Origin of the sequence: Winogradskyella sp. A3E31 (genome assembly GCF_046720935.1) — a bacterium.
GTDB lineage: Bacteria > Bacteroidota > Bacteroidia > Flavobacteriales > Flavobacteriaceae > Winogradskyella.
Genome location: NZ_JBHNWH010000001.1, coordinates 259,303 through 280,967, shown reverse-complemented (window position 1 = coordinate 280,967; position 21,665 = coordinate 259,303). Strand labels below are relative to the sequence as shown.

The following is a 21,665-nucleotide window of genomic DNA, read 5'->3' as shown; positions in this document are numbered from 1 at the left end:
TTTTAGAATGTTCCACGTGGAACGATTTTAATGGTGGCTTCGAGAGCCTCTGCCACCATAACTAGAATTTGGTCGCTGAGGCTCTCGAAGCGACTTTTGATGTATGTTTTATGTTTAATGATGAATATGATGTAATAGTTGTTGGAGCAGGTCATGCAGGTAGTGAAGCCGCTGCAGCTGCTGCAAACATGGGAAGTAAAACATTGCTCATTACAATGAACCTTCAGAATATAGCACAAATGTCTTGCAACCCCGCTATGGGCGGTATTGCAAAAGGGCAAATTGTTAGGGAGATTGATGCACTTGGAGGTTATAGCGGTATTGTTTCGGATACGTCTGCGATTCAGTTTAAAATGCTCAACAAGTCCAAAGGACCTGCAATGTGGAGTCCGAGGGTTCAAAGTGACCGTATGCGTTTTGCTGAAGATTGGAGACTGCTTCTTGAAAACACACCTAACCTAGATTTTTATCAAGAAATGGTGTCGGGTCTTATCGTAAAAAACCATAAAGTTGTAGGTGTAAAAACCTCTTTAGGTATCAAAGTAAAAGCCAAAACAGTTGTGTTAACTAACGGCACTTTTTTAAATGGGCTCATTCATATAGGTGACAAGAATTTTGGAGGAGGAAGAGCAGGTGAACGTGCGGCAACAGGAATTACAGAGCAATTAATTGAATTAGGTTTTGATTCTGGCAGAATGAAAACAGGAACACCGCCAAGAGTTGATGGTCGTTCTTTGGATTATTCTAAAATGACTGAACAACCTGGTGATGACGTTCCTGAAAAGTTTTCTTATTTAGACATAACGGAGCCCCTAGACAAGCAGCGTTCTTGTCACATGACTTATACGAGCAATGAAGTACACGATTTATTGCGTGAAGGGTTTGATCGTTCTCCAATGTTTAACGGACGAATTAAAAGTGTTGGACCACGCTATTGTCCATCGATAGAAGATAAAATAAATCGCTTTGCAGACAAAGACAGGCATCAGTTATTTGTAGAGCCAGAAGGCTGGAATACTGTTGAGGTTTATGTCAATGGATTTTCTACATCCCTACCTGAGGACGTTCAATATAAAGCGTTGAAATCTGTAGTTGGTTTTGAAAATGTGAAATTTTTTAGACCAGGATATGCTATTGAATATGATTATTTCCCGCCAACTCAATTAAAGCATACATTAGAAACAAAACTAGTAGAAGGGTTGTTTTTTGCAGGTCAAATTAATGGCACAACAGGGTATGAGGAAGCTGCATCTCAAGGGTTGATGGCAGGAATCAATGCAAGCTTGCAAGTTCAGGAAAAAGAAGAATTTACACTTCAAAGAAATGAGGCTTATATCGGTGTTCTTATTGATGATTTGATTACAAAGGGAACGGAAGAGCCTTATAGAATGTTTACATCTAGGGCGGAGTATCGAACGCTTTTAAGACAAGATAACGCGGACTTTAGGTTAACACCAAAAGGACACAATCTTGGTTTGGCTTCAGAAAAGCGCTTGCGAAGAATGGAAGAAAAGCAATCTAAATCAGATAATTTTGTCAATTTTTTTAGAGAAACAAGTGTTACTCCAGAGGAAGTAAACCCAATTTTAGAAGCTAAGAATTCATCCTTAGTGAAGCAACAGGATAAAATGTTTAAGTTGTTTGCACGCCCCAAAATGACGATGGATGATATGCGAAAAATCAACTCGGTTAATTCTTATGTTGAAGAGCACAACCTCGATAATGAGGTTCTAGAACAGGTCGAAATTCAGGTTAAATATTCAGGATATATTGAGAAGGAAAAGAATAATGCAGACAAATTAACACGATTAGAAAACGTCAAAATCCCTAAAAAATTCGATTACTCAAAGTTAAAGTCAATGAGCCTAGAAGCTCGCGGAAAATTGAGTAAAATTCAACCTGTAACAGTGTCTCAAGCGTCACGGATTAGTGGTGTTTCACCAAGTGATATTTCAGTTTTATTGGTTTATTTGGGAAGATAAAGTGTGTGTTCCACGTGAAACAATTAAAAAAGCTTCAAGAATATTTCGACCACTTCGAGAGCACTTCGACAGGCTCAGTGAACACCTCAGTGGCCAAACTTTTTGAGACACTTCAACGTACAAGTTGGTCATTGAGGTTCTCGAAATGACCATTGCCAAAAGATGAAAATGAACAATAACCAACACAAATATCTCGAAGTTAAAGACCATTCAGTTTCAGGTGAAACCTTTCAATTGATTCCTGTCGGAAAAGAAGGTATGTTAAAAACCGAACCCCAACCTAAACCTGAAAACCTTCAGAATTATTACAAAAGTGAAGACTACATTTCTCACACAGATGGTAAAAGAAATCTATTTGAACGATGCTATCATTTTGTAAAGTCAATAGCGTTAAGAAGAAAATTGAAATTGATTAATCGTTTTAATTTTAAAGACAAACAACTTTTAGATGTTGGTTGCGGTACCGGTGATTTTTTACAATTAGCTCTAAACAATGGCTGGTCTATTTCTGGGATTGAACCGAATGAAAAGGCTAGGGCATTAGCAAATGTAAAAACAAAGGATTCTGTTTTCGATGGCGATTATCTAAAAAAACTACCAGATCATTATTTTGATGTTATAACCCTTTGGCATGTTTTGGAGCATTTGCCAAATTTAGAAGAACACATAGTTCAACTTAAAAAACTATTGAAACCAAATGGAAGAATTGTTATAGCAGTCCCGAATTATAAAAGTTTTGATGCAGAATACTATAATTCTTTTTGGGCGGCTTATGATGTGCCAAGACATTTATGGCATTTTTCCCAAAAGAGTATCGAAGCAATTTTTAAGAATCACGATTTAATTTTAGAAAATACCACGCCCATGCTTTTCGATGCGTTTTATGTTAGCCTTTTGTCTGAAAAATATAAATCAGGCGCAATGAATCCTGTGAAGGCATTTTGGATTGGTTTGCGCTCTAACCTTAAAGCAAAACATTCAGGAGAGTATTCTTCGTTTATTTATACCTTCAAAAATGCTTAAATGCTAATATAAGCTGTTTTAAGAGCATTTCTTTTTTAAATAAAGGGTTTCATTAGTCGGTTTTGTGTATCCTTTATTTATGGCTTCTGTTTTAAGTCAATATTGATAAAGGATATCAATTAAGTATTGTTTTGGCATTAGTTTTATCAATAGCTGTAAAATTGAAAGATTAACCCAACAACTTTTATACATTTGCAAAACTTTAATCATACTATAAAAAACAATTCAATGAAAAATATAGTTTCGGCAGTAGTACTTTTAATTTTGGTTGCTTCTTGCCAACAGCAACAAAAAATTGCATTTATCGATAATGGAGAGGTCATCAATAAATATCAAATGAAAATTGATATTGAAGATAAATACAAATTAAAGGATGATGACTTTAAGAAACGCATGGATAGCGTGGGAAGAGATTTTCAGATAGAGGCACAAGCCTTTCAGGCAGAATCTCAAAAATTGTCTCAAGCTAAAATGCAAGAACGTTATCAAGAGTTAGGTCAAAAGCGACAAGTATTGGAACAGCGTTTTCAAATGGAGCAGCAATCGATGACCGAAGCCTTTAATACTGAAATGGATTCTGTAGTGTCTAAAGTAAAAGAGTTTGTTGCGGATTATGGCAAGACAAATGGTTATACATTTATTCTTGGAAAAAATGAAGCAGGAAGCGTTATGTATGGTAAAGAATCAGAAGATATAACAGAAAGTATCATTACAGCGTTAAATGAAGATTATAAGCCAGAGTAACAACATAAAACAAAGATTAACATAATGAAAGTCAGGCGTTTGCTTGACTTTTTTTATGGAGTAATCTTGTGAGTTTAATAGAAAGATCTGTCAAAATAATCTTAGAATTACCATTTCGTTCTATATGGTAGGCGGCGGTTTGTAATTCTTCGGAAATTTCTAAAATATTGGCGTCATGGACAAAAGGAGCAAATTTCTCGAGTTGAAAATCATCTGTTTGTGGCTCTAAATACACCAGCTCATTCGCCTTATAATTTAATAGCATGGCTTGTCTAAAATAATCCAGGCAAAATTGTAAAAACTGCTTTTGAGTTTCGCGTCCTGTTTTAGCGATTTCCTCACTCCAAGAAATTAAATCATGAATGGCACTCTTATTTCCTCTGGCCTTAAAGGCTGAACGAATCCAGAAAATGAACCATTTTTCAAACTGAATGTCCTCACTATCCTGATACACCAAATCACAAGCCTTGTTAAAATTACCATTGGCCTGAATGGCTATTTTTTTTGCGTCCTTTTCTTGTATTTGGTATTTTTCAACCAAAGCTTCAGAGATAGCGTCCTCGGCTAAAGGAGGAAAATGAAGAATTTGGCAGCGAGATCTTATGGTGTTGATAATTTGCTCTTCATCTTCAGCAATAAGAATAAAAACGGTTTTTGATGGGGGCTCCTCAATTAACTTTAAGAGTTTATTGGCAGCAGAAGAATTCATTTTTTCAGCCATCCATATAATCATCACTTTATAGCCACCTTCGTAAGATTTAAGGGACAGTGATTTTACAATATCATGAGCTTCATCCACCCCGATTTGTCCTTGTTTATTCTCCACCCCCAATAGGCGATACCAATCAAAGAGATTCCCGTAAGGCTGGCGATCTATCAACTGTCTCCATTCCTCTAAAAAATGACTGGAAACAGGGTGTTTCTTGACCTTTTCATTTTTTGTAACAGGAAAGGCAAAATGCAAATCTGGATGAGAAAGTGTTTTAAATTTTAGGTTACAGCTTTCATTGCCTCCGTTATTTTCAGAATTGATGTTTCCACAAAGAAGATACTGTGCATACGCAATGGCCATTGGTAAAGTCCCAGAACCTTCTGGCCCAACAAAAAGTTGAGCATGTGCAATTCTACCAGAATCCACACTTGTTGTAAGGTGGTTTTTAATATGCTCTTGCCCTAGTATTTCCGAAAATAACATGAAGCAAAACTATGTAATTTTTTTCTGCTTTCTAATCTTTATATTTGTTCTTCAAAATTTAGACCATGAAGACCTTAAACGATTTCAATTTTAAAGACAAAAAAGCCTTAATCCGGGTAGATTTTAACGTGCCTTTAAATGAAAATTTCGAAGTAACTGATAGAACACGGATTAATGCGGCCAAACCGACAATAATTAAAATTTTAGAGGACGGCGGAAGCTGTGTTTTAATGTCTCATTTGGGACGCCCAAAAGGAAAGCAAGAGGAATTTTCCTTAAAGCATATTGTTAGCGATCTAGAGGATGTGCTTGGAGTTGAAGTTCATTTTGCACAAGATTGCATAGGTGACGATGTCAAAGAGTTGGCTAACAAGCTAAATCCGGGAGAGATCTTATTGTTAGAAAACCTTAGGTTTTATGATGAAGAAACTAAAGGGGATAAAGACTTTGCGGAAAAGTTATCGCGCTTAGGTGATGTTTATGTCAATGATGCCTTCGGAACGGCTCATAGAGCTCATGCATCGACCACAATTGTTGCACAGTTTTTTCCAGAGAACAAATGTTTTGGGCATCTTTTGGCGCAAGAGATTGAAAGCATTAAAAAAGTGCTTGAAGATGGTGAATCCCCAGTATTAGCTATATTGGGTGGTGCAAAAGTATCTTCAAAGATTACAGTCATAGAAAATATTTTAGATAAGGTTGATGACTTAATTATAGGGGGAGGAATGACCTTTACTTTTATCAAAGCCCTGGGAGGAAGTATAGGTGATTCTATATGCGAAGATGATAAAATGGCATTGGCACTCGATATTTTAAAACAAGCAGAAGCTAAAAATGTAAAGATTCATTTGCCTGTTGATGTCGTTGCAGCAGACGAATTTAGTAATGATGCTAATACTCAAATATGTGATGTTAAACAAATACCTAATGGCTGGCAAGGCTTGGATGCTGGTCCAGAAAGTTTAAAGGTATTTGATATTGTTGTCAATAATTCCAAAACTATTTTATGGAATGGCCCATTGGGTGTTTTTGAAATGGAAAATTTTGCCAAAGGCACAATTTCACTTGGAGATTCTATAGCAGAAGCAACTAAGAACGGTGCGTTTTCTTTAGTAGGTGGTGGTGATTCGGTGGCTGCAGTTAAGCAGTTTGGATTTGAAGATAAAGTAAGCTATGTGAGTACTGGCGGCGGTGCAATGTTAGAGAGTTTGGAAGGAAAAACGCTACCTGGAATCGCAGCGATTTTAGAGTAGATATAATTTAAACCTCGCTTTATCGTTTGCATATAGATCAATTAAACAGCATGAAATTTTACAGTTTACTCTTTATTTTTTTTACATGTAGCTTTTGTTTAGCTCAGGTGAAAAGTGATACTATACCTCAACCGAAAAAGAGTGATACGATCATTGACGGAAAAGTATTGGTAAAAGCTAATATAGAACCAGAAGTGGTTGACAGCTTATTGGTAAAGTCCCTTGAGGACATGGAATTAGCAAAAACTATTGACGAAAAATGGTTGGCAGAACTGTATTCAGAAACACTTTTCGACACCATTTATAAGTCGGTGACCGAGCTTACTTATGAGCCTGTTGACTATCCTGAATTACCTACGGACACTCTAAAAGCAAGACTTTCAAAATTAAACGCAAGAACCCCTTTCAACGTTGAATACAACCCATCTCTTGAAAGTGTTATAAAAAACTACCTTAAAAACCGAAGAAACTCATTACAACGTTTAATGGGCTTAAGTCATTATTATTTTCCAATGTTTGAGAAGGAATTAGATGCTTATGATATTCCGTTAGAGGTAAAATATTTAGCTATTGTTGAGTCAGCATTGAAACCGAGAGCACGTTCCCGAGTTGGTGCAACAGGACTTTGGCAATTTATGTTTGCCACGGGGAAAATGTATGGTTTGGATGTGAGCAGTTATGTGGATGAACGACGAGATCCTGTAAAATCTACAGAAGCTGCAGCAAAGTATCTTGCAAAACTGTATGAAATTTTTGGAGACTGGGACTTGGCATTAGCAGCCTACAATTCGGGACCTGGTAATGTCAGTAAGGCCATTAGAAGATCTGGTGGTTACCAGAACTATTGGAATATAAGACCTAATCTACCTAGAGAAACTGCAGGATATTTACCAGCGTTTTTAGCAACAATGTATATTTTTGAATATGCTGATGAGCATGGGTTTTCTCCGGAAAGACCCCAATATCAATATGCAGAAACTGACACCATTAGGGTAAAACAAATGATTACTTTAGACCAAGTATCAGAAGTCACAGATATAAATATAGAAGAGCTACAATACTTAAACCCTTCTTATAAGTTGGATATTATTCCTTATATAGAAGATGAAAATTACACCTTGAGATTACCTCGATATGCCATTGGCACTTTTGTAAATAATGAAGAAGCAATCTATGCTTTTGCAAAAGCTGAATTTGATAAGCGCGAAAAACCCTTACCTCAGTTCTTTGACAATGACACTAAGGTTCGGTACAGAGTGCGCAGTGGCGATTATTTAGGGAAAATTGCCCGAAAATATGGGGTCAGAGTTAGTCAGTTAAAACAATGGAATGGACTTAGAAGCAATAATCTCAGAATTGGACAACGATTAACGATTTATCCCAGAAATCCAGTTAGTTCAGCTAAGAGCCCAGTAACGACAACAGTAAAAACGTCAACAAGTGCATCTGGCAAAAAGACCTATACTGTAAAGAGTGGAGACTCACTTTGGAGCATTGCTCAAAAATTTTCGGGAGTTTCTGTTCAAAATATTAAAGATTGGAACGATATTAGTGGTACTAAACTCAAAATAGGGACAACATTGATTGTTTCTGAATAAACCCATCTTAGAGTTAAGAGATTTAATCCAAGAATTGAGTTCAGAAAATCAGACGATTCCTTATATTAATACAATCTCGATTATCGAGTAAACCAACAAAAATTTATACAATATGAGAGTTATAATTTCAGTCTTCTGTTTTGTTTTGCTATTTAATTGTGGTGACAAAAAAGACAATCAACGGTATTTATCAAATTCAAGTGGAAACATCAATACGGTCTCAGTGGTTGCTGACAACTTACTTTGGGAAGATCAAGTAGGTGAAGCTATACGAGATGTGTTGGCAGAACCTGTCGTAGGCTTGCCCCAAGATGATGAACCTATGTTTAATTTAAGGCAAATACCAACTCAGGTTTTTGAAGGATTTGCGACGAAAAGCCGTATAATTCTTAAAATTGAAAAGACCGATTCAACAGGGGTTTCGATTTATAAAGACGTCTATGCAAAGCCCCAAACGGTTGTGGTGGTTAAGGGAACAACAGATCAGGAAATTATAGATCAACTCAACACAAATTCTGACAAAATTATAGATGCATTCAACAAACAAGAAGTTAAGGAGAAATTGAGACGTATCAATAAATCGTTGTTGAATGACACTGCAATGGAAAATGAACTAGGATTTACCATAGATATTCCTTCCATATATAGAATAGCGATTAGTGACGGTGAATTTTATTGGCTACGCAAAAACTTAAGCAATACCGAGAACATGGCACTGATGTTTTACGAAGTACCATTAGACCGTATTCGTGAAGGAGATAGTACTATAGTTGATATTATAAAAATGCGTGATTCTATTTTAGCGGAAAAAATTCCGGGAGAAGACGGAATCGTGATGTCCACAGAAGACGATTATGCACCCTCCTTGTTTGAAACAATCATAGATAACAAGCCAACATACGAGACCAAAGGATTGTGGGAGATAAAAGGCGCCTATATGGCCGGTCCTTTTGTCAATTACGCTATAGAGGATAAGATTAATAACAGATATTTAGTAGCTGAAGGATATGTTTATGCACCGAGATTAGATAAACGGTCCTACATTTTTGAATTGGAAGCCATTATAAAATCCATTAAAATTAAATAACAAAAAAGGCACGCATAGCGTGCCTTTTTAAATTCGTATAAGAACTCTTATTTTTTATCCTCTTTCTTGTCGGAATTATCTTCTTTTGAAGCGTCTTTAAATTCCTTGAGACCGCTTCCTAAACCTCTCATTAGTTCAGGTATTTTTCTCCCACCAAACAAAAGAAGTACTACAACAGCAATTAAAATCACTTGTGGCCAGCCAATCATCAATGGTATCATACTTAAAATCATAATATTTAAATTATGGGGCAAAGTTAATAATTAAACTTTAATAACGACGTTTTTAGTCTAACTTTAGGATTCTATACCGCTAAATTCTTTAATTTTGTTGGTGATGGCAAAAAAGAAGAAAAAAGAAAAACGGATTGCTAAAAAATTACTGCACAAGTACCGCTTGGTAATCCTTAACGAAGACACGTTTGAAGAGCGATTTACCATTAAATTAACGCGCCTCAACGTTTTTGTTTTGACTTCCTTAAGCGCTATTATTTTAGTGGTTTCGACTATTTTTCTAATTGCTTTTACTCCTCTTAAAGAATATATACCAGGGTATTCATCAACTGCTTTAAAAAAGAAAGCCACCAACCTTACCTATAAAACAGATTCGCTTCAGCAAGAAATGATTTTAAACGAAAGGTATTACGCTTCTATCAGAAAAGTATTAACCGGGGATGTAAAAACCACAGAGTTTAATAGGGATTCTATCATAAATGCAGCAAAAGCAGACGAAGACTTAAAAACAATTGTACCTAATAGAGAAGATTCCTTACTACGTGAAAAGGTCAATAAAGAGGATAAATACAACCTCTTTAGCATTGATGATACGGCTTCAAGCTTTGTGTTATTTCCTCCTGTAAATGGTGCAATTTCAGAAGCCTATAATATTGAAGACAAGCATTTTGCAGTAGATATCGTCGTTCCAAAGGAAACACCTGTAAAAGCTACAGCAGATGGCACTGTTATTTTTGCCGAATGGACTGTAGAAACAGGGTTTGTTGTTATTTTAGAACACAACCAAGAGCTCATTTCGGTATACAAGCATAATGGTGCAATTACTAAAAGCCAAGGAGATTTGGTAAAAGCAGGGGAGGTCATTGCATTGTCTGGAAATACTGGTGAGTTAACAACCGGGCCGCACCTTCATTTTGAACTGTGGAGCAAAGGCTATCCTGTAAACCCAACTAATTTTATTGATTTTCAGTAATGCCGTCACTAAAAGCGCTTCTTGCTAAACCATTTGCGAAATTCGTCGCCTGGAAAATCAATAATTGGGCATCACATCCAGTAGAGACCCAAGAGAACGTATTTAAAAACCTTATTAAAAAAGCAAAAGACACTACTTTTGGTATTGATCATGATTTTGAATCTATAACAAGCCATCATGATTTTAGTCAGCAAGTCCCGATTAGGGATTATGAAGATTTGAGAGCTTATGTAGATCGAGTTGTTAATGGAGAGTCAGATATATTGTGGCCCAGTAAACCTTTGTACTTTGCTAAAACTTCTGGAACGACTTCTGGCGCAAAATTTATCCCTATTACCAAGGAAAGTATGCCGAGCCATATTGAGGCTGCTCGTAATGCCATTTTAATGTATATCCATGAAACAGGCAACGTTGATTTTGTAGACGGAAAAATGATTTTTTTACAGGGGAGTCCTGTTTTAAATGAGAAGAACGGTGTCCAACTAGGAAGACTGTCAGGTATTGTGGCGCATTATGTGCCAAAATATCTTCAAAAAAACCGACTGCCCAGTTACGAGACTAATTGCATTGAGGATTGGGAAACTAAGGTAGATGCTATTGTTGAAGAGACACTACCTGAAAACATGACGATTATTTCTGGTATTCCATCGTGGGTTCAGATGTATTTTGAACGCCTAATTACCAAGACGGGCCAAAAGGTTGGAGATCTTTTTAAAAATTTCAACCTGTTTATTTTTGGTGGTGTTAATTATGAGCCTTATCGTGCAAAATTTGAAAGTTTAATTGGTAGAAAAGTGGACAGTATTGAATTGTATCCTGCTAGTGAAGGTTTTTTTGCATTTCAAGATAAGCAGAATGAAAAGGGAATGTTGCTGCAGTTAAACTCAGGAATATTCTATGAATTTATTGAAGCCAATCAGTTTTTTGAAGAAACCCGGCAAAGATTGACCATAAAGGATGTAAAGATTGGTGTAAACTATGTTATGATTGTATCCACTAATGCTGGTTTATGGGCATATAATGTTGGCGATACTATTCAGTTTACCAGCACAAAACCATATAGAGTTATTGTTTCGGGTAGGATAAAACATTTTATTTCGGCCTTTGGAGAACATGTGATTGGTAAGGAAGTTGAGCAGTCTCTCAATAATGCAATTGACGGAACAAATATTTCAATAAATGAGTTTACAGTTGCGCCACAAATCAACCCAGAGTCTGGACTACCATATCACGAATGGTTTATTGAATTTGAAAAGCAGCCTGAGGATTTAGAAGAACTTTCAAGAAAAATAGATCAATCGCTTCAAGAACAAAATTCATATTATAAAGATCTTATAACAGGTAAGGTACTCCGACCGCTCAAAATATCTAAAGTCAAAGAAAATGGTTTTCAAGACTATATGAAATCTATTGGGAAACTTGGTGGACAGAATAAATTGCCACGATTAGCCAATGACAGAAAAATAGCCGATGCTTTATATGAGCAACAATTAATCAATTAAGCCTATATTTGCAGGTTAAATAGATAAGATGAAGCAAAGTAAAAAACACCAGAGAACAAGAGCCCAAGAAAGCTCAAGTGCAATTGAACGCATGTATATTACAATGCGTCACTTGTTTAACCGTGGCTTTTATAAGCCAATGGGGGTCTCTGGCGAAACGCTTAGGGAGGCTTTGTTACTGTTAAGACCAGAAATCTACGGTTCTATTGCTGATGAAAAAGCAGAGTTGGAAGGGTTGCTCTACGTCGTCGATCGTTTACCCCAAGGTATAGAGGAATGCACGTTTATTAATCTTACGAGCGATGAAGGTTATGGTAATTCACATTTCACACCTATAATTCCTCCAAAGCGAAGACGTAATTGCTATCGGATTGATGAAGAGCAAATGAATATTGAAGTCACCCGAGGGAGGTCTGAAATTTACGACATTCTTACCCACCTAACCTTCTTATTTGTTGAATCGCATAAAATAAGCAGACGCGTCATTATTGACGACCAAGGGTCGACCATAAGAGATTGGGAAAAGTTAGAGTCGGCGGTTAAGTCAAAGAAAAAACTAACCCAAAAAGAGCGAGAAATTGCCATTACGCACACAGCAAATATCTTAGGCAGAACCTTCAATGAACTGTCAGAGGTTTATGAAGAGTTTGCTACTGAAAAACAACCTGAGCGTCTATTAAATATTGTGTATTGGCTCGGAAAATTAGCCATAGAAGAAACGTTAAACAACAACAAACGAACGGTGACTTTTAGTCCGGTTTTAAGGGAACGTTTAGGCCATCACATCCATGGGGAAATTTGGGCAGATTGTATAAAATCTGTTTTAAATGACAATGGTCTTCTAGAACGCCCCATACATATTATAAGCGCCAATATGCACAGTGTTATGAATACTTTGTTTGCAAAAAAGGCGTTAAAGTCTGAAAAAGACAAATATCCAGAGTATGCTCTGTTTCAGGAATTGAGCAAACCTCAAAACGCAATAATGCGTTCAAAAGTTCAAAAAACGGCATTACAACAGGGAATGATTAATTTAAATGACGATTCTGGAACCAACATCGATGTACAGGTTTTTGATACAGATAAAATTGATTTTTCAAAAATTGATTTTAGCTATGAATGTCTTGATAAAAAGGACAAAGCCGTTATATTTGTGATGGATTATGCGTTTGGGGAACAGGCTTATGAAACCATGGATGAATTATTGAAGCCTATATCTGTAAAAGGCAACAAGGTTCATCTAGATGTAAGGTCGATATCAATAATGGGTAAAGCAGGTATTTTACAAGGAGGAAAGGGTGATGTTATGATACCTTCAGCACATATTTTTGAAGGCACAGCGGATAATTATCCGTTTAAAAATGAGTTGACAAAAGAGGATTTGTCAGATTGTGGTGTCGATGTGTATGAGGGATCCATGATAACGGTTTTAGGAACCTCTTTACAGAATAAGGAAATTTTAAAATTCTTTAAAAAGTCAACCTGGAATGTTATCGGGCTAGAAATGGAGGGAGCACATTACCAGAAAGCAATACAAGCTGCATCTAGAGTTAGGGGTAGCATAAATGAAGACGTAAAAGTGAGATATGCGTATTACGCTAGTGATAATCCATTAGAGACAGGGAGTACATTAGCATCTGGCGGTTTAGGGACATCAGGAGTTAGGCCAACCTATGCCATAACACATAAAATATTAGAACAAATCTTTAAGAGTTAAACTATGAGTGAAAATTCAAAACCTACACCACAGAATGAGGAAGTGGATTTAGGGCAATTATTTAAAATGATTGGCAATGCCTTTCAAAAGCTATTTGATTTTATAGCTTCCATTTTCAAAGGACTGTTCCATGTACTTATTTTAATTTTAGCACACTTTTTTAAACGATTAAAGTGGTATGCTTTAGCTGGGTTTGTTGGGTTAGCGATAGGTTGGTATTTGGATAAATCTTCAGATAAGTTATATGGTGCTAATATGTTTATTGAAACGAATTTTAACTCCAGTTTTCAGGTCTATGAAAACATTAAGAATTTGAATGAGCTAGCTTATGAGGAAGGAGATTCGGTTCAATTGGCAAACATCCTAGGAATAGATATTTCAAGTGCAGCTAAATTAAAAGGATTCTATATTGAACCTGATATTGACCCCAATAGAAGTATTCAAATGTTTTCAATGTTCTACCAAGCACTAGATTCTGTTACACAATCTAAAACAACATATAAAGAATACATAGAATCTTTAAATGTTCATAATTTTAAAGTTCATAAAATAGGTGTTGCTTCAACAGACAAAGATATTTACCCAAAGCTAAGAGGCAAAATCTCTAAAGTCCTTTCAGAAAACGAGTATCTTATGGAGGTACTACAAGTTAATCAGGAAAATATTGATCGGAATATAAGCACACTCGAAAGACAGGAAGAGGAATTAGACACCTTAATATCTAGATACCTTGAAATAAGGATAAAAGAGTCAGATAAGGAAGCGGTTTCAAGTTCTGGAACAATATTAAATATGGGTGATGCCCAAGAAAACAAATTATTAGTCAATGAAGCTCCTTTGCTAAAGGAAAAATTAGATTTGGAACGACAAATCAGAGATCTACAAGCCAAAAAAGTGGAAGAAAAAAACATCATTTCTGTGGTTTCAGATTTTCCAGCAACGGGTTATGATATACAAGTATGGTATCAGAAATCAAAAATACTATTACCGTTGGTATTTATTGTAATAACCATGTTGATTTTCTCCCTCGTTGGTCTAGGAAGGTTTGTAGAAAATTACCAAAATTCAAAATAGAGTGTTGATTTGAAAGTTCTTATAACAGGCGGAGCAGGATTTATTGGTTCAAATTTTATTGAATACATTTTAAGAAGAATACCAACCTATAATATTGTTAATTTAGACAAGCTCACTTATGCAGGTGAGCTTTCTAATTTAAAACAAGTTGAAACCAACATAAAATATACATTTATTAAGGGGGATATTTGTGATAAAGATTTGGTAAATCGACTGTTTGAGAAGTATAATTTTAATGCAGTAGTTCATTTTGCAGCAGAATCGCATGTCGATAATTCAATTGAAGGTCCAGACGCTTTCATAGCGACAAACATCAATGGAACTTACAATCTATTAGAAGCAGCTCGAAAGCACTGGATGACCGCTCCACACGAAACAAAAGAAGATTGTAAAAACAACAGGTTTCTAAATATATCAACAGACGAAGTCTACGGGTCTTTGGGAGAAGAGGGACTTTTTAAAGAGACTACACCGTATGCGCCTAACAGTCCTTATAGTGCTTCAAAAGCAGCATCAGATTTAATTGTCAGAAGCTATTTTCATACTTACGGGATGAATGTGGTGACCACAAATTGTAGCAATAATTACGGCCCTAAACAACATGATGAGAAACTTATCCCAACTATAGTTAGAAAAGCACTTTCGGGAGATATCATTCCAATTTACGGGGATGGTAAAAACATAAGGGATTGGCTTTATGTAGAAGATCATTGTAAAGGAATTGATTTAGCTTTTCATAATGGCACATCAGGTGAGACTTATAATATTGGCGGAAAAAATGAAAGGAATAATCTTTATATTGCCAATAAGATTTGTGAAATTTTAGATAAATTAAGACCTAAAGAAAAGCCCTACTCAAGTCAAATTACTTTTGTGAAAGACAGGCCGGGGCATGATTTTAGATATGCTATTGACGCATCAAAAATTGAAACCCAATTGGGATGGCAAGCAAAGGAAAATTTTGAAACAGGATTGCACAAAACCATTCAATGGTATTTAAACAAATACGACAAATAGTATGAAGGGAATTATATTGGCAGGAGGATCAGGAACGAGATTACATCCGCTCACCTTAGCAGTGAGTAAACAGTTAATGCCAATATATGACAAGCCGATGATCTATTACCCTCTGTCAACACTGATATGGGCTGGCATTAAAGAGATATTAATTATCTCGACCCCTGATGACCTTCCGCTTTTTAAGAAATTACTTGGTGACGGCAACCAATTGGGTTGTTCTTTCAATTATGCAGTACAAAAAGAACCAAAAGGGCTTGCGGAAGCCTTTATCATTGGTGAGGAATTTATAGGAAACGATAAAGTAGCTCTTGTTTTAGGCGATAATATTTTTTATGGTACTGGCCTGTCTGAATTACTTCAAAAAAACAATGATCCAGAAGGCGGTATCATTTATGCTTATCATGTTCATGACCCACAACGTTATGGTGTTGCAGAATTTGATACCTCAGGAAATGTTATTTCTATTGAAGAAAAACCTAAAACAACAAAATCAAACTATGCTATACCAGGGATATATTTTTACGATAATTCTGTAATCGAAGTAGCTAAAAACATTAAACCAAGTGAAAGAGGAGAATTAGAAATTACTGATGTGAACAAAGCATTTTTAAAGCAGGGAAAACTAAAAGTCAGTGTATTGGATAAAGGAACAGCATGGTTAGACACAGGCACTTTTCAGTCTTTGTTACAAGCATCTCAGTTTGTTGAGGTCATAGAAGAACGCCAAGGATTAAAAATAGGAGCCATCGAAGAAGCTGCTTATAGTATGGGATATATAAATGCTGAACAATTGAGAACTTTAGCAAAACCTTTGGTAAAAAGTGGTTATGGAACGCATTTACTGAGCTTGTTAGATTAATAAATGATAGCGAAGGAAACATATCTAAAAGGCTGCTTTATAATAGAGCCCTCTGTTTATAAAGACAAAAGGGGGTATTTCTCTGAGACTTACAACTCTAAGGACTTTAGAGAAATACTAGGATTTGATATTAAATTTGTACAGGATAATGAATCCATGTCTTCCAAAGGGGTATTAAGAGGACTACATTATCAGACTGGAGAATTTGCCCAAGCTAAACTTGTAAGAGTAATTAAGGGAAGTGTTTTAGATGTAGTTGTGGATTTAAGAAAGGATTCTAAAACATTTGGCGAATATTTTTCTATGGAGCTTTCGGAAGCGAATAAAGTACAGCTATTTGTGCCCCGTGGATTTGCCCATGGTTTTTTGGTTTTAGAAAATGAAACTGTTTTTAGCTATAAATGCGATAACTTTTATAATAAAAATGCTGAAGCCGGGATTGCTTATAATGATAAAGACCTAGCTATAGATTGGGATTTAGACAATAGAGAAATCACCCTTTCAGAAAAGGACAAAAACTTATCATCGTTTAAGAACGCTTTGTTATGAAAACCATACTTGTTACTGGTGGAGATTCTCAATTAGCTCAGTCCATAAAAAGTGTTTCAACGACATACACTAAGCTAAGATTTATATTTAAGAGTCGTGAGGAATTAGACATAACAGACTCAGAGACCCTTCAAAAATATTTAACAAATCAACATTTCGACTATTGTATTAATTGTGCGGCTTATACGGCAGTCGATAAAGCGGAAGAAGACATAATGACTGCTCAAAACGTGAATTGTAAAGCGGTTGAAAATTTAGCCAAACTATGTAAAAAGAACAACATTGCTTTAATCCATATTTCAACGGATTTTGTTTTTGATGGTACTTCTAAATCACCATATACAGAAAAGAGTACCCCAAACCCGATAAGCACTTATGGCTACACTAAATACTGTGGTGAAAAAGTAATATCTGACAATTCTCAAGAGCACATTATTATCCGAACATCGTGGTTATATTCCGAATTTGGGAATAATTTTCTTAAAACAATGCTTAGGTTGTCAGAAACCAAAAATGAGGTTAGTGTTGTAGATGACCAAATTGGTAGTCCTACGTACGCTATTGACTTGGCAAAGGCAATTTTGGAGATTGTAATTTCAAACAACTCAAAATATGGCACTTATCATTACAGCAATAGAGGTTCTGTTAGTTGGTATCAATTTGCAAAGGCTATATTTGAACTTTCAAATTCTAAAATTAAAATAAAGAGAATACAAAGTAAAGCATACCAAGGTGCAGCAAAAAGGCCATCTTACAGCGTTCTAGATACAACTAAAATTAAAGAAACCTTTAAAGTCGAAACCCCGTTTTGGAAAGACAGCCTAGAAAAAGCAATGATTTCAGTTGCAATGATAAATAATATAGAGTTGGCAATAAGAGCATCATTAGATGCGGGTAAGGCAATTATGGAAGTTTATGACACAACTTTTAAAGTTGAATTAAAAGACGACAAATCCCCGTTAACAGAAGCGGATAAGAGAGCGAACGAGATTATAAACTCATATTTAAAGCCAACTTCAATTCCAATCATCAGTGAAGAAAATAAACAAATTGACTTTTCTACAAGAAAAAACTGGAACACATGTTGGATTGTTGACCCTGTTGACGGAACTAAAGAGTTCATTAAAAAGAACGGGGAGTTTACTGTAAATATAGCCTTAGTGACTAACGGCACCCCTGAATTAGGGGTCATTTATGTCCCGGCAACCAAAGAACTATATTTTGCAGATACAAAAAAACACTTAGCTTATAAATCTCAGCTACCATCTCATGAAGACACTATTGAAAACGTTCTTAAATTTGCGAAAAAGCTTGAGCCAAAAGTAAATCAAGAAGTAATTGAGGTAGTTGGAAGCCGCTCTCATATGAGCCAAGAAACACTTGATTTTGTAAATAAGTTAAAGACTAGGGGCAGTAAGGTTGAAATAGTCTCAAAAGGGAGCTCATTAAAATTTTGTCTTGTGGCAGAAGGCAAAGCAGATATTTATCCAAGATTTGCACCTACCATGGAATGGGATACCGCTGCTGGTCAAGCCATTTGTAATGCTGTTGGGGTTGATGTTATATCACAAGAAACGGAAAAACCCTTGGTTTACAATAAGGAAAATTTATTGAATCCATGGTTTATTGTCTCCAAACAATGAAGGACCAATCCCATAAGCGACATTTAGCCAAGACAGTAACCTGGAGGCTCGTTGGCACTATAGATACTATTGTCCTTGCTTGGATTATCTCTGGTAATCCAGCTACAGGACTAAAAATCGGATTTGCCGAAGTTATCACTAAATTATTTTTATATTATTTTCATGAAAGAGTTTGGTTTAAAATAAACTTGTCTAAGGACGGTAAGGTTTTGGAGAGTAGAAAACGGCATTTAGCCAAAACATTTACTTGGCGGGGAATAGGCACTTTGGACACAATATTATTAGCTTGGATTATATCTGGCAACCCGCTCACAGGTTTAAAAATAGGATTTGCTGAGATTCTTACAAAAATGATTTTGTATTACTTGCACGAAAGAGTTTGGTACAAGATAGATTTTGGACTATCATCTAGAAAACGCAAAAAATGAAGTTTAGATAATTAAAAATGGAGAATGTTATACCACATAACTATGAAGTTACAAGTGCTGATCGCAATGTATTGAACAACCATAGGTCTTTTTTAATATGGTTTACGGGCTTGTCTGGCTCTGGGAAGTCAACAATTGCTAATTTGGTAGAGAGTAAACTATTTGAAAAAGGCATTAGAACCTATTCTTTAGATGGTGATAATATTAGAAAGGGCATTAACAATGACCTGGGCTTTTCTCCTCAAGACCGTACTGAAAACATCAGAAGAATTGCGGAAGTTTCAAAACTAATGATTGATGCCGGATTGGTGGTTTTAGCAGCATTTGTGTCTCCATATAAAAAAGACCGAGAGAACATTAAATCTATAGTTAAAGATGTTAACTTTGTCGAAATTTACATCAATACTAGTATTGAAGAATGTGAGCGTAGGGATGTAAAAGGATTATATAAGAAGGCAAGGGCTGGCGAGATAACAAATATGACAGGTATTTCGGCACCTTATGAAGCCCCTGAAAACCCTGATATAGAAGTTAAAACGGAAAATGAATCCATTGAGGATTCTACAAAAAGAATAGTAGATTACATAACCTCAAAATTACAACTCAATAATGAGTAAGTATTATTTAAATTATTTGGATGAATTAGAGAGTGAGGCTATATATGTGCTGAGAGAAGTATGGGCTCAATTTGATAATCCTGTAATCTTGTTCTCAGGAGGGAAAGATTCAATTTTAGTGACTCATTTGGCTAAAAAGGCGTTCTATCCTGCTAAAATTCCTTTTCCATTAATGCATGTAGATACAGGGCATAACTTTCCAGAGACCATTCAGTTTAGAGACGACATTATTAATGAGCTTGGTGCACAACTTATTGTAGGTTCTGTACAAGAGTCTATAGATGAAGGCAGGGTGGCAGAAGAAAGAGGGAAGAATGCAACGAGAAATGCACTTCAAATTACAACGCTTTTAGACGCCATTGAGGCCAATAAAATAGATTGTGCCATAGGTGGGGGTCGACGAGATGAGGAGAAAGCAAGAGCAAAAGAACGCTTTTTTTCCCATCGAGATGATTTCGGGCAGTGGGACCCCAAAAACCAGCGTCCAGAGCTTTGGAACTTGTTTAACGGTAAGCATTTTGAAGGAGAACATTTTAGAGCTTTCCCTATAAGTAACTGGACAGAAATGGATGTCTGGAATTATATTAAAAGAGAAAATATTACGATTCCGTCTCTTTATTTTGCACACGAACGCGAAGTAGTTTGGAGGCAAGGCAGCTGGATTCCAAATTCTGAATATTTGGTGCTTGAAGATAATGAGGAGATAGTCACAAAGAAAATACGTTTTAGAACTTTAGGTGATATTACTATAACCGGAGGTATTGAGTCTAATGCAGATACGCTTGAAAAAATTGCGGCTGAAGTTTCTGGTATGCGCCAAACAGAGCGTGGTAATAGAAGCGATGACAAACGCTCAGAATCGGCAATGGAAGACAGAAAGCGTCAAGGGTATTTTTAATGAAGAATGTCAAAATGTTAGATAATAGTCAATTATTAAGATTTACAACTGCAGGTAGTGTAGATGATGGAAAAAGTACGCTAATTGGGCGATTACTTTACGATTCAAAATCAATATTTGAAGATCAGTTACAAGCTATAGAAAGTACTAGCAAAAGAAAAGGGCATGACGGAGTCGATTTGGCTTTGTTTACTGATGGTTTAAAGGACGAGCGTGAACAAGGCATAACCATTGATGTAGCCTACCGTTATTTTACGACTCCAAAGCGCAAATTTATTATTGCAGATACACCTGGCCATGTTCAATATACCAGAAACATGGTTACAGGGGCATCCACGGCCAATGCGGCTATTATTCTTGTAGATGCTCGGCACGGAGTTATTGAGCAGACCAAAAGGCACTCATTTATAGCGTCATTATTGCAAATACCTCATGTAATTGTTTGTATTAACAAAATGGATTTAGTGGACTATTCAGAGGACGTATACAATAAGGTAATCAACCAGTTTGAGGAATTTTCATCTAAACTATTAATTCAAGATATTAGGTTTATTCCAATTAGTGCGTTAAATGGTGATAATGTTGTAAATAGATCTAAAAATATGGAATGGTATCAGGGAGCGCCATTATTGCATACGTTAGAAACCATGCATATTAGTAGTGATATTAATAAAGTTGACGCTAGATTTCCTGTACAAACAGTATTAAGGCCACAGAGTGAGAGCCATAGAGATTACAGGGGTTATGCGGGCAGAGTGGCAAGTGGTGTTTTTAGGGTTGGTGATGAAATAACAGCAATGCCTTCAGGATTTACTTCAAAAATAAAAAGTATAGACACATTTAAAGAAAGCATAAAAGAAGCTTATGCTCCAATGTCGGTTTCTATAACACTAGAGGATGATATAGATATTAGTAGAGGGGACATGATTGTTCGTTCAAATAATAAACCCGAACCTACTCAAGATGTTGAAGTCATGTTGTGCTGGCTTCATAGCAATCCCTCTAAACCAAGAGCTAAGTACGCCATCTACCATACTAGTAATGAACAAAAGGCAATGATTAAAGAAGTGGTGTACAAAATCAATATAGAAGGGCTTGATAGAGATATGGATAATAAGAGTTTAAGTATGAATGATATTTCAAAGGTTAAAATAAGAACCACAAAACCTTTAATGGTAGACACCTATAGAGAAAACAGAACTACAGGGAGTATCATCTTAGTGGATGAAATGACTAACGAAACGGTTGCTGCCGGGATGGTTTTGTAGAG

General features: G+C 36.0%; 20 protein-coding genes and 1 pseudogene. 19 read left to right on the top strand and 2 right to left on the bottom strand.

From position 1 onward, the window contains the following. Window positions 1-110: 110 nt before the first annotated feature. From mnmG to ACFEMA_RS01260, 3 genes are all read left to right on the top strand, one after another. Window positions 111-1,982, top strand: a complete 1,872-nt coding sequence (gene mnmG / locus ACFEMA_RS01270; protein ID WP_411766415.1) for a tRNA uridine-5-carboxymethylaminomethyl(34) synthesis enzyme MnmG — start codon at window positions 111-113, stop codon at window positions 1,980-1,982. A gap of 162 nt (window positions 1,983-2,144) precedes the next feature. Further along, window positions 2,145-3,005, top strand: a complete 861-nt coding sequence (locus ACFEMA_RS01265; protein ID WP_411766144.1) for a class I SAM-dependent methyltransferase — start codon at window positions 2,145-2,147, stop codon at window positions 3,003-3,005. Between the two features lie 228 nt (window positions 3,006-3,233). Continuing rightward, complete coding sequence (locus tag ACFEMA_RS01260) at window positions 3,234-3,749, top strand: OmpH family outer membrane protein (protein ID WP_411766143.1); 516 nt, start codon at window positions 3,234-3,236, stop codon at window positions 3,747-3,749. A 31-nt stretch (window positions 3,750-3,780) separates the two neighbouring features. Here ACFEMA_RS01260 and ACFEMA_RS01255 read toward each other — a convergent pair whose 3' ends face one another. Continuing rightward, window positions 3,781-4,944: an ATP-binding protein gene (locus ACFEMA_RS01255; protein WP_411766142.1), complete on the bottom strand. Its 1,164-nt coding sequence runs from the start codon at window positions 4,942-4,944 to the stop codon at window positions 3,781-3,783. Window positions 4,945-5,009: 65 nt separating this feature from the next. Here ACFEMA_RS01255 and ACFEMA_RS01250 point away from each other — a divergent pair, with 65 nt between their 5' ends. The 3 genes from ACFEMA_RS01250 (at window position 5,010) to ACFEMA_RS01240 (ending at window position 8,882) form a co-directional block, all read left to right on the top strand. Next, entirely contained in the window at window positions 5,010-6,197 is a 1,188-nt protein-coding gene (locus ACFEMA_RS01250; protein ID WP_411766141.1) for a phosphoglycerate kinase, read from the top strand. A gap of 50 nt (window positions 6,198-6,247) precedes the next feature. Continuing rightward, the gene (locus tag ACFEMA_RS01245) at window positions 6,248-7,795 is read left to right on the top strand and encodes a LysM peptidoglycan-binding domain-containing protein (RefSeq protein ID WP_411766140.1); all 1,548 of its coding nucleotides are present in this window, start codon (window positions 6,248-6,250) and stop codon (window positions 7,793-7,795) included. A gap of 112 nt (window positions 7,796-7,907) precedes the next feature. Next, window positions 7,908-8,882, top strand: a complete 975-nt coding sequence (locus tag ACFEMA_RS01240; RefSeq protein WP_411766139.1) for a DUF4837 family protein — start codon at window positions 7,908-7,910, stop codon at window positions 8,880-8,882. Between the two features lie 47 nt (window positions 8,883-8,929). Here ACFEMA_RS01240 and ACFEMA_RS01235 read toward each other — a convergent pair whose 3' ends face one another. Further along, on the bottom strand, window positions 8,930-9,115 hold the full coding sequence (locus ACFEMA_RS01235; RefSeq protein ID WP_411766414.1) for a twin-arginine translocase TatA/TatE family subunit: 186 nt from the start codon (window positions 9,113-9,115) through the stop codon (window positions 8,930-8,932). Between the two features lie 103 nt (window positions 9,116-9,218). On the opposite strand from ACFEMA_RS01235, the gene ACFEMA_RS01230 reads away from it, so the two are divergent. The 13 genes and pseudogenes from ACFEMA_RS01230 (at window position 9,219) to ACFEMA_RS01170 (ending at window position 21,663) form a co-directional block, all read left to right on the top strand. Next, the gene (locus tag ACFEMA_RS01230; protein WP_411766138.1) at window positions 9,219-10,088 is read left to right on the top strand and encodes a M23 family metallopeptidase; all 870 of its coding nucleotides are present in this window, start codon (window positions 9,219-9,221) and stop codon (window positions 10,086-10,088) included. Then, window positions 10,088-11,590, top strand: a complete 1,503-nt coding sequence (locus ACFEMA_RS01225) for a GH3 auxin-responsive promoter family protein (RefSeq protein ID WP_411766137.1) — start codon at window positions 10,088-10,090, stop codon at window positions 11,588-11,590. The genes ACFEMA_RS01230 and ACFEMA_RS01225 overlap by 1 nt, the downstream gene beginning before the upstream one ends. Before the next feature lie 28 nt (window positions 11,591-11,618). Further along, entirely contained in the window at window positions 11,619-13,307 is a 1,689-nt protein-coding gene (locus ACFEMA_RS01220) for a DUF6909 family protein (protein ID WP_411766136.1), read from the top strand. A 3-nt stretch (window positions 13,308-13,310) separates the two neighbouring features. Then, a complete protein-coding gene (locus ACFEMA_RS01215; protein WP_411766135.1) occupies window positions 13,311-14,381 on the top strand; it encodes a hypothetical protein in 1,071 nt (356 codons plus the stop codon). Between the two features lie 9 nt (window positions 14,382-14,390). Continuing rightward, window positions 14,391-15,398 carry a dTDP-glucose 4,6-dehydratase gene (gene rfbB / locus ACFEMA_RS01210; protein WP_411766134.1) on the top strand — a complete coding sequence of 336 codons (1,008 nt, stop codon included), beginning with the start codon at window positions 14,391-14,393 and terminating at the stop codon, window positions 15,396-15,398. A 1-nt stretch (window position 15,399) separates the two neighbouring features. Then, window positions 15,400-16,260: a glucose-1-phosphate thymidylyltransferase RfbA gene (gene rfbA / locus ACFEMA_RS01205; RefSeq protein WP_411766133.1), complete on the top strand. Its 861-nt coding sequence runs from the start codon at window positions 15,400-15,402 to the stop codon at window positions 16,258-16,260. 3 nt (window positions 16,261-16,263) lie between these two features. Then, a complete protein-coding gene (gene rfbC, locus ACFEMA_RS01200; protein WP_411766132.1) occupies window positions 16,264-16,809 on the top strand; it encodes a dTDP-4-dehydrorhamnose 3,5-epimerase in 546 nt (181 codons plus the stop codon). Further along, window positions 16,806-17,633, top strand: a pseudogene (rfbD, locus tag ACFEMA_RS01195) (dTDP-4-dehydrorhamnose reductase); the annotation flags it as partial. The gene rfbC and the pseudogene rfbD, both read left to right, overlap by 4 nt. Window positions 17,634-17,657: 24 nt before the next feature. Continuing rightward, the gene (gene cysQ / locus ACFEMA_RS01190; protein WP_411766413.1) at window positions 17,658-18,452 is read left to right on the top strand and encodes a 3'(2'),5'-bisphosphate nucleotidase CysQ; all 795 of its coding nucleotides are present in this window, start codon (window positions 17,658-17,660) and stop codon (window positions 18,450-18,452) included. Beyond that, window positions 18,449-18,880: a DUF2061 domain-containing protein gene (locus ACFEMA_RS01185; RefSeq protein ID WP_411766131.1), complete on the top strand. Its 432-nt coding sequence runs from the start codon at window positions 18,449-18,451 to the stop codon at window positions 18,878-18,880. Before cysQ ends, ACFEMA_RS01185 begins: the two co-directional genes overlap by 4 nt. Window positions 18,881-18,897: 17 nt before the next feature. Continuing rightward, entirely contained in the window at window positions 18,898-19,497 is a 600-nt protein-coding gene (gene cysC, locus ACFEMA_RS01180) for an adenylyl-sulfate kinase (RefSeq protein WP_411766130.1), read from the top strand. Continuing rightward, on the top strand, window positions 19,490-20,395 hold the full coding sequence (cysD, locus tag ACFEMA_RS01175) for a sulfate adenylyltransferase subunit CysD (protein ID WP_411766129.1): 906 nt from the start codon (window positions 19,490-19,492) through the stop codon (window positions 20,393-20,395). Before cysC ends, cysD begins: the two co-directional genes overlap by 8 nt. Window positions 20,396-20,409: 14 nt before the next feature. Next, window positions 20,410-21,663: a sulfate adenylyltransferase subunit 1 gene (locus ACFEMA_RS01170; protein WP_411766412.1), complete on the top strand. Its 1,254-nt coding sequence runs from the start codon at window positions 20,410-20,412 to the stop codon at window positions 21,661-21,663. The last annotated feature ends 2 nt before the right edge of the window (window positions 21,664-21,665 follow it).

Bases quoted from the DNA above. Each gene is read 5' to 3' on its own strand.
- cysQ (WP_411766413.1), top strand. From the start codon at position 17,658: ATGATAAATAATATAGAGTTGGCAATAAGAGCATCATTAGATGCGGGT.
- ACFEMA_RS01240 (WP_411766139.1), top strand. From the start codon at position 7,908: ATGAGAGTTATAATTTCAGTCTTCTGTTTTGTTTTGCTATTTAATTGT.
- ACFEMA_RS01260 (WP_411766143.1), top strand. From the start codon at position 3,234: ATGAAAAATATAGTTTCGGCAGTAGTACTTTTAATTTTGGTTGCTTCT.
- mnmG (WP_411766415.1), top strand. From the start codon at position 111: ATGTTTAATGATGAATATGATGTAATAGTTGTTGGAGCAGGTCATGCA.
- ACFEMA_RS01255 (WP_411766142.1), bottom strand. From the start codon at position 4,944: ATGTTATTTTCGGAAATACTAGGGCAAGAGCATATTAAAAACCACCTT.
- ACFEMA_RS01170 (WP_411766412.1), top strand. From the start codon at position 20,410: ATGTTAGATAATAGTCAATTATTAAGATTTACAACTGCAGGTAGTGTA.
- ACFEMA_RS01220 (WP_411766136.1), top strand. From the start codon at position 11,619: ATGAAGCAAAGTAAAAAACACCAGAGAACAAGAGCCCAAGAAAGCTCA.
- ACFEMA_RS01250 (WP_411766141.1), top strand. From the start codon at position 5,010: ATGAAGACCTTAAACGATTTCAATTTTAAAGACAAAAAAGCCTTAATC.
- ACFEMA_RS01185 (WP_411766131.1), top strand. From the start codon at position 18,449: ATGAAGGACCAATCCCATAAGCGACATTTAGCCAAGACAGTAACCTGG.
- ACFEMA_RS01225 (WP_411766137.1), top strand. From the start codon at position 10,088: ATGCCGTCACTAAAAGCGCTTCTTGCTAAACCATTTGCGAAATTCGTC.
- rfbA (WP_411766133.1), top strand. From the start codon at position 15,400: ATGAAGGGAATTATATTGGCAGGAGGATCAGGAACGAGATTACATCCG.
- cysC (WP_411766130.1), top strand. From the start codon at position 18,898: ATGGAGAATGTTATACCACATAACTATGAAGTTACAAGTGCTGATCGC.
- ACFEMA_RS01215 (WP_411766135.1), top strand. From the start codon at position 13,311: ATGAGTGAAAATTCAAAACCTACACCACAGAATGAGGAAGTGGATTTA.
- ACFEMA_RS01235 (WP_411766414.1), bottom strand. From the start codon at position 9,115: ATGATTTTAAGTATGATACCATTGATGATTGGCTGGCCACAAGTGATT.
- rfbC (WP_411766132.1), top strand. From the start codon at position 16,264: ATGATAGCGAAGGAAACATATCTAAAAGGCTGCTTTATAATAGAGCCC.
- ACFEMA_RS01230 (WP_411766138.1), top strand. From the start codon at position 9,219: ATGGCAAAAAAGAAGAAAAAAGAAAAACGGATTGCTAAAAAATTACTG.
- cysD (WP_411766129.1), top strand. From the start codon at position 19,490: ATGAGTAAGTATTATTTAAATTATTTGGATGAATTAGAGAGTGAGGCT.
- ACFEMA_RS01265 (WP_411766144.1), top strand. From the start codon at position 2,145: ATGAAAATGAACAATAACCAACACAAATATCTCGAAGTTAAAGACCAT.
- ACFEMA_RS01245 (WP_411766140.1), top strand. From the start codon at position 6,248: ATGAAATTTTACAGTTTACTCTTTATTTTTTTTACATGTAGCTTTTGT.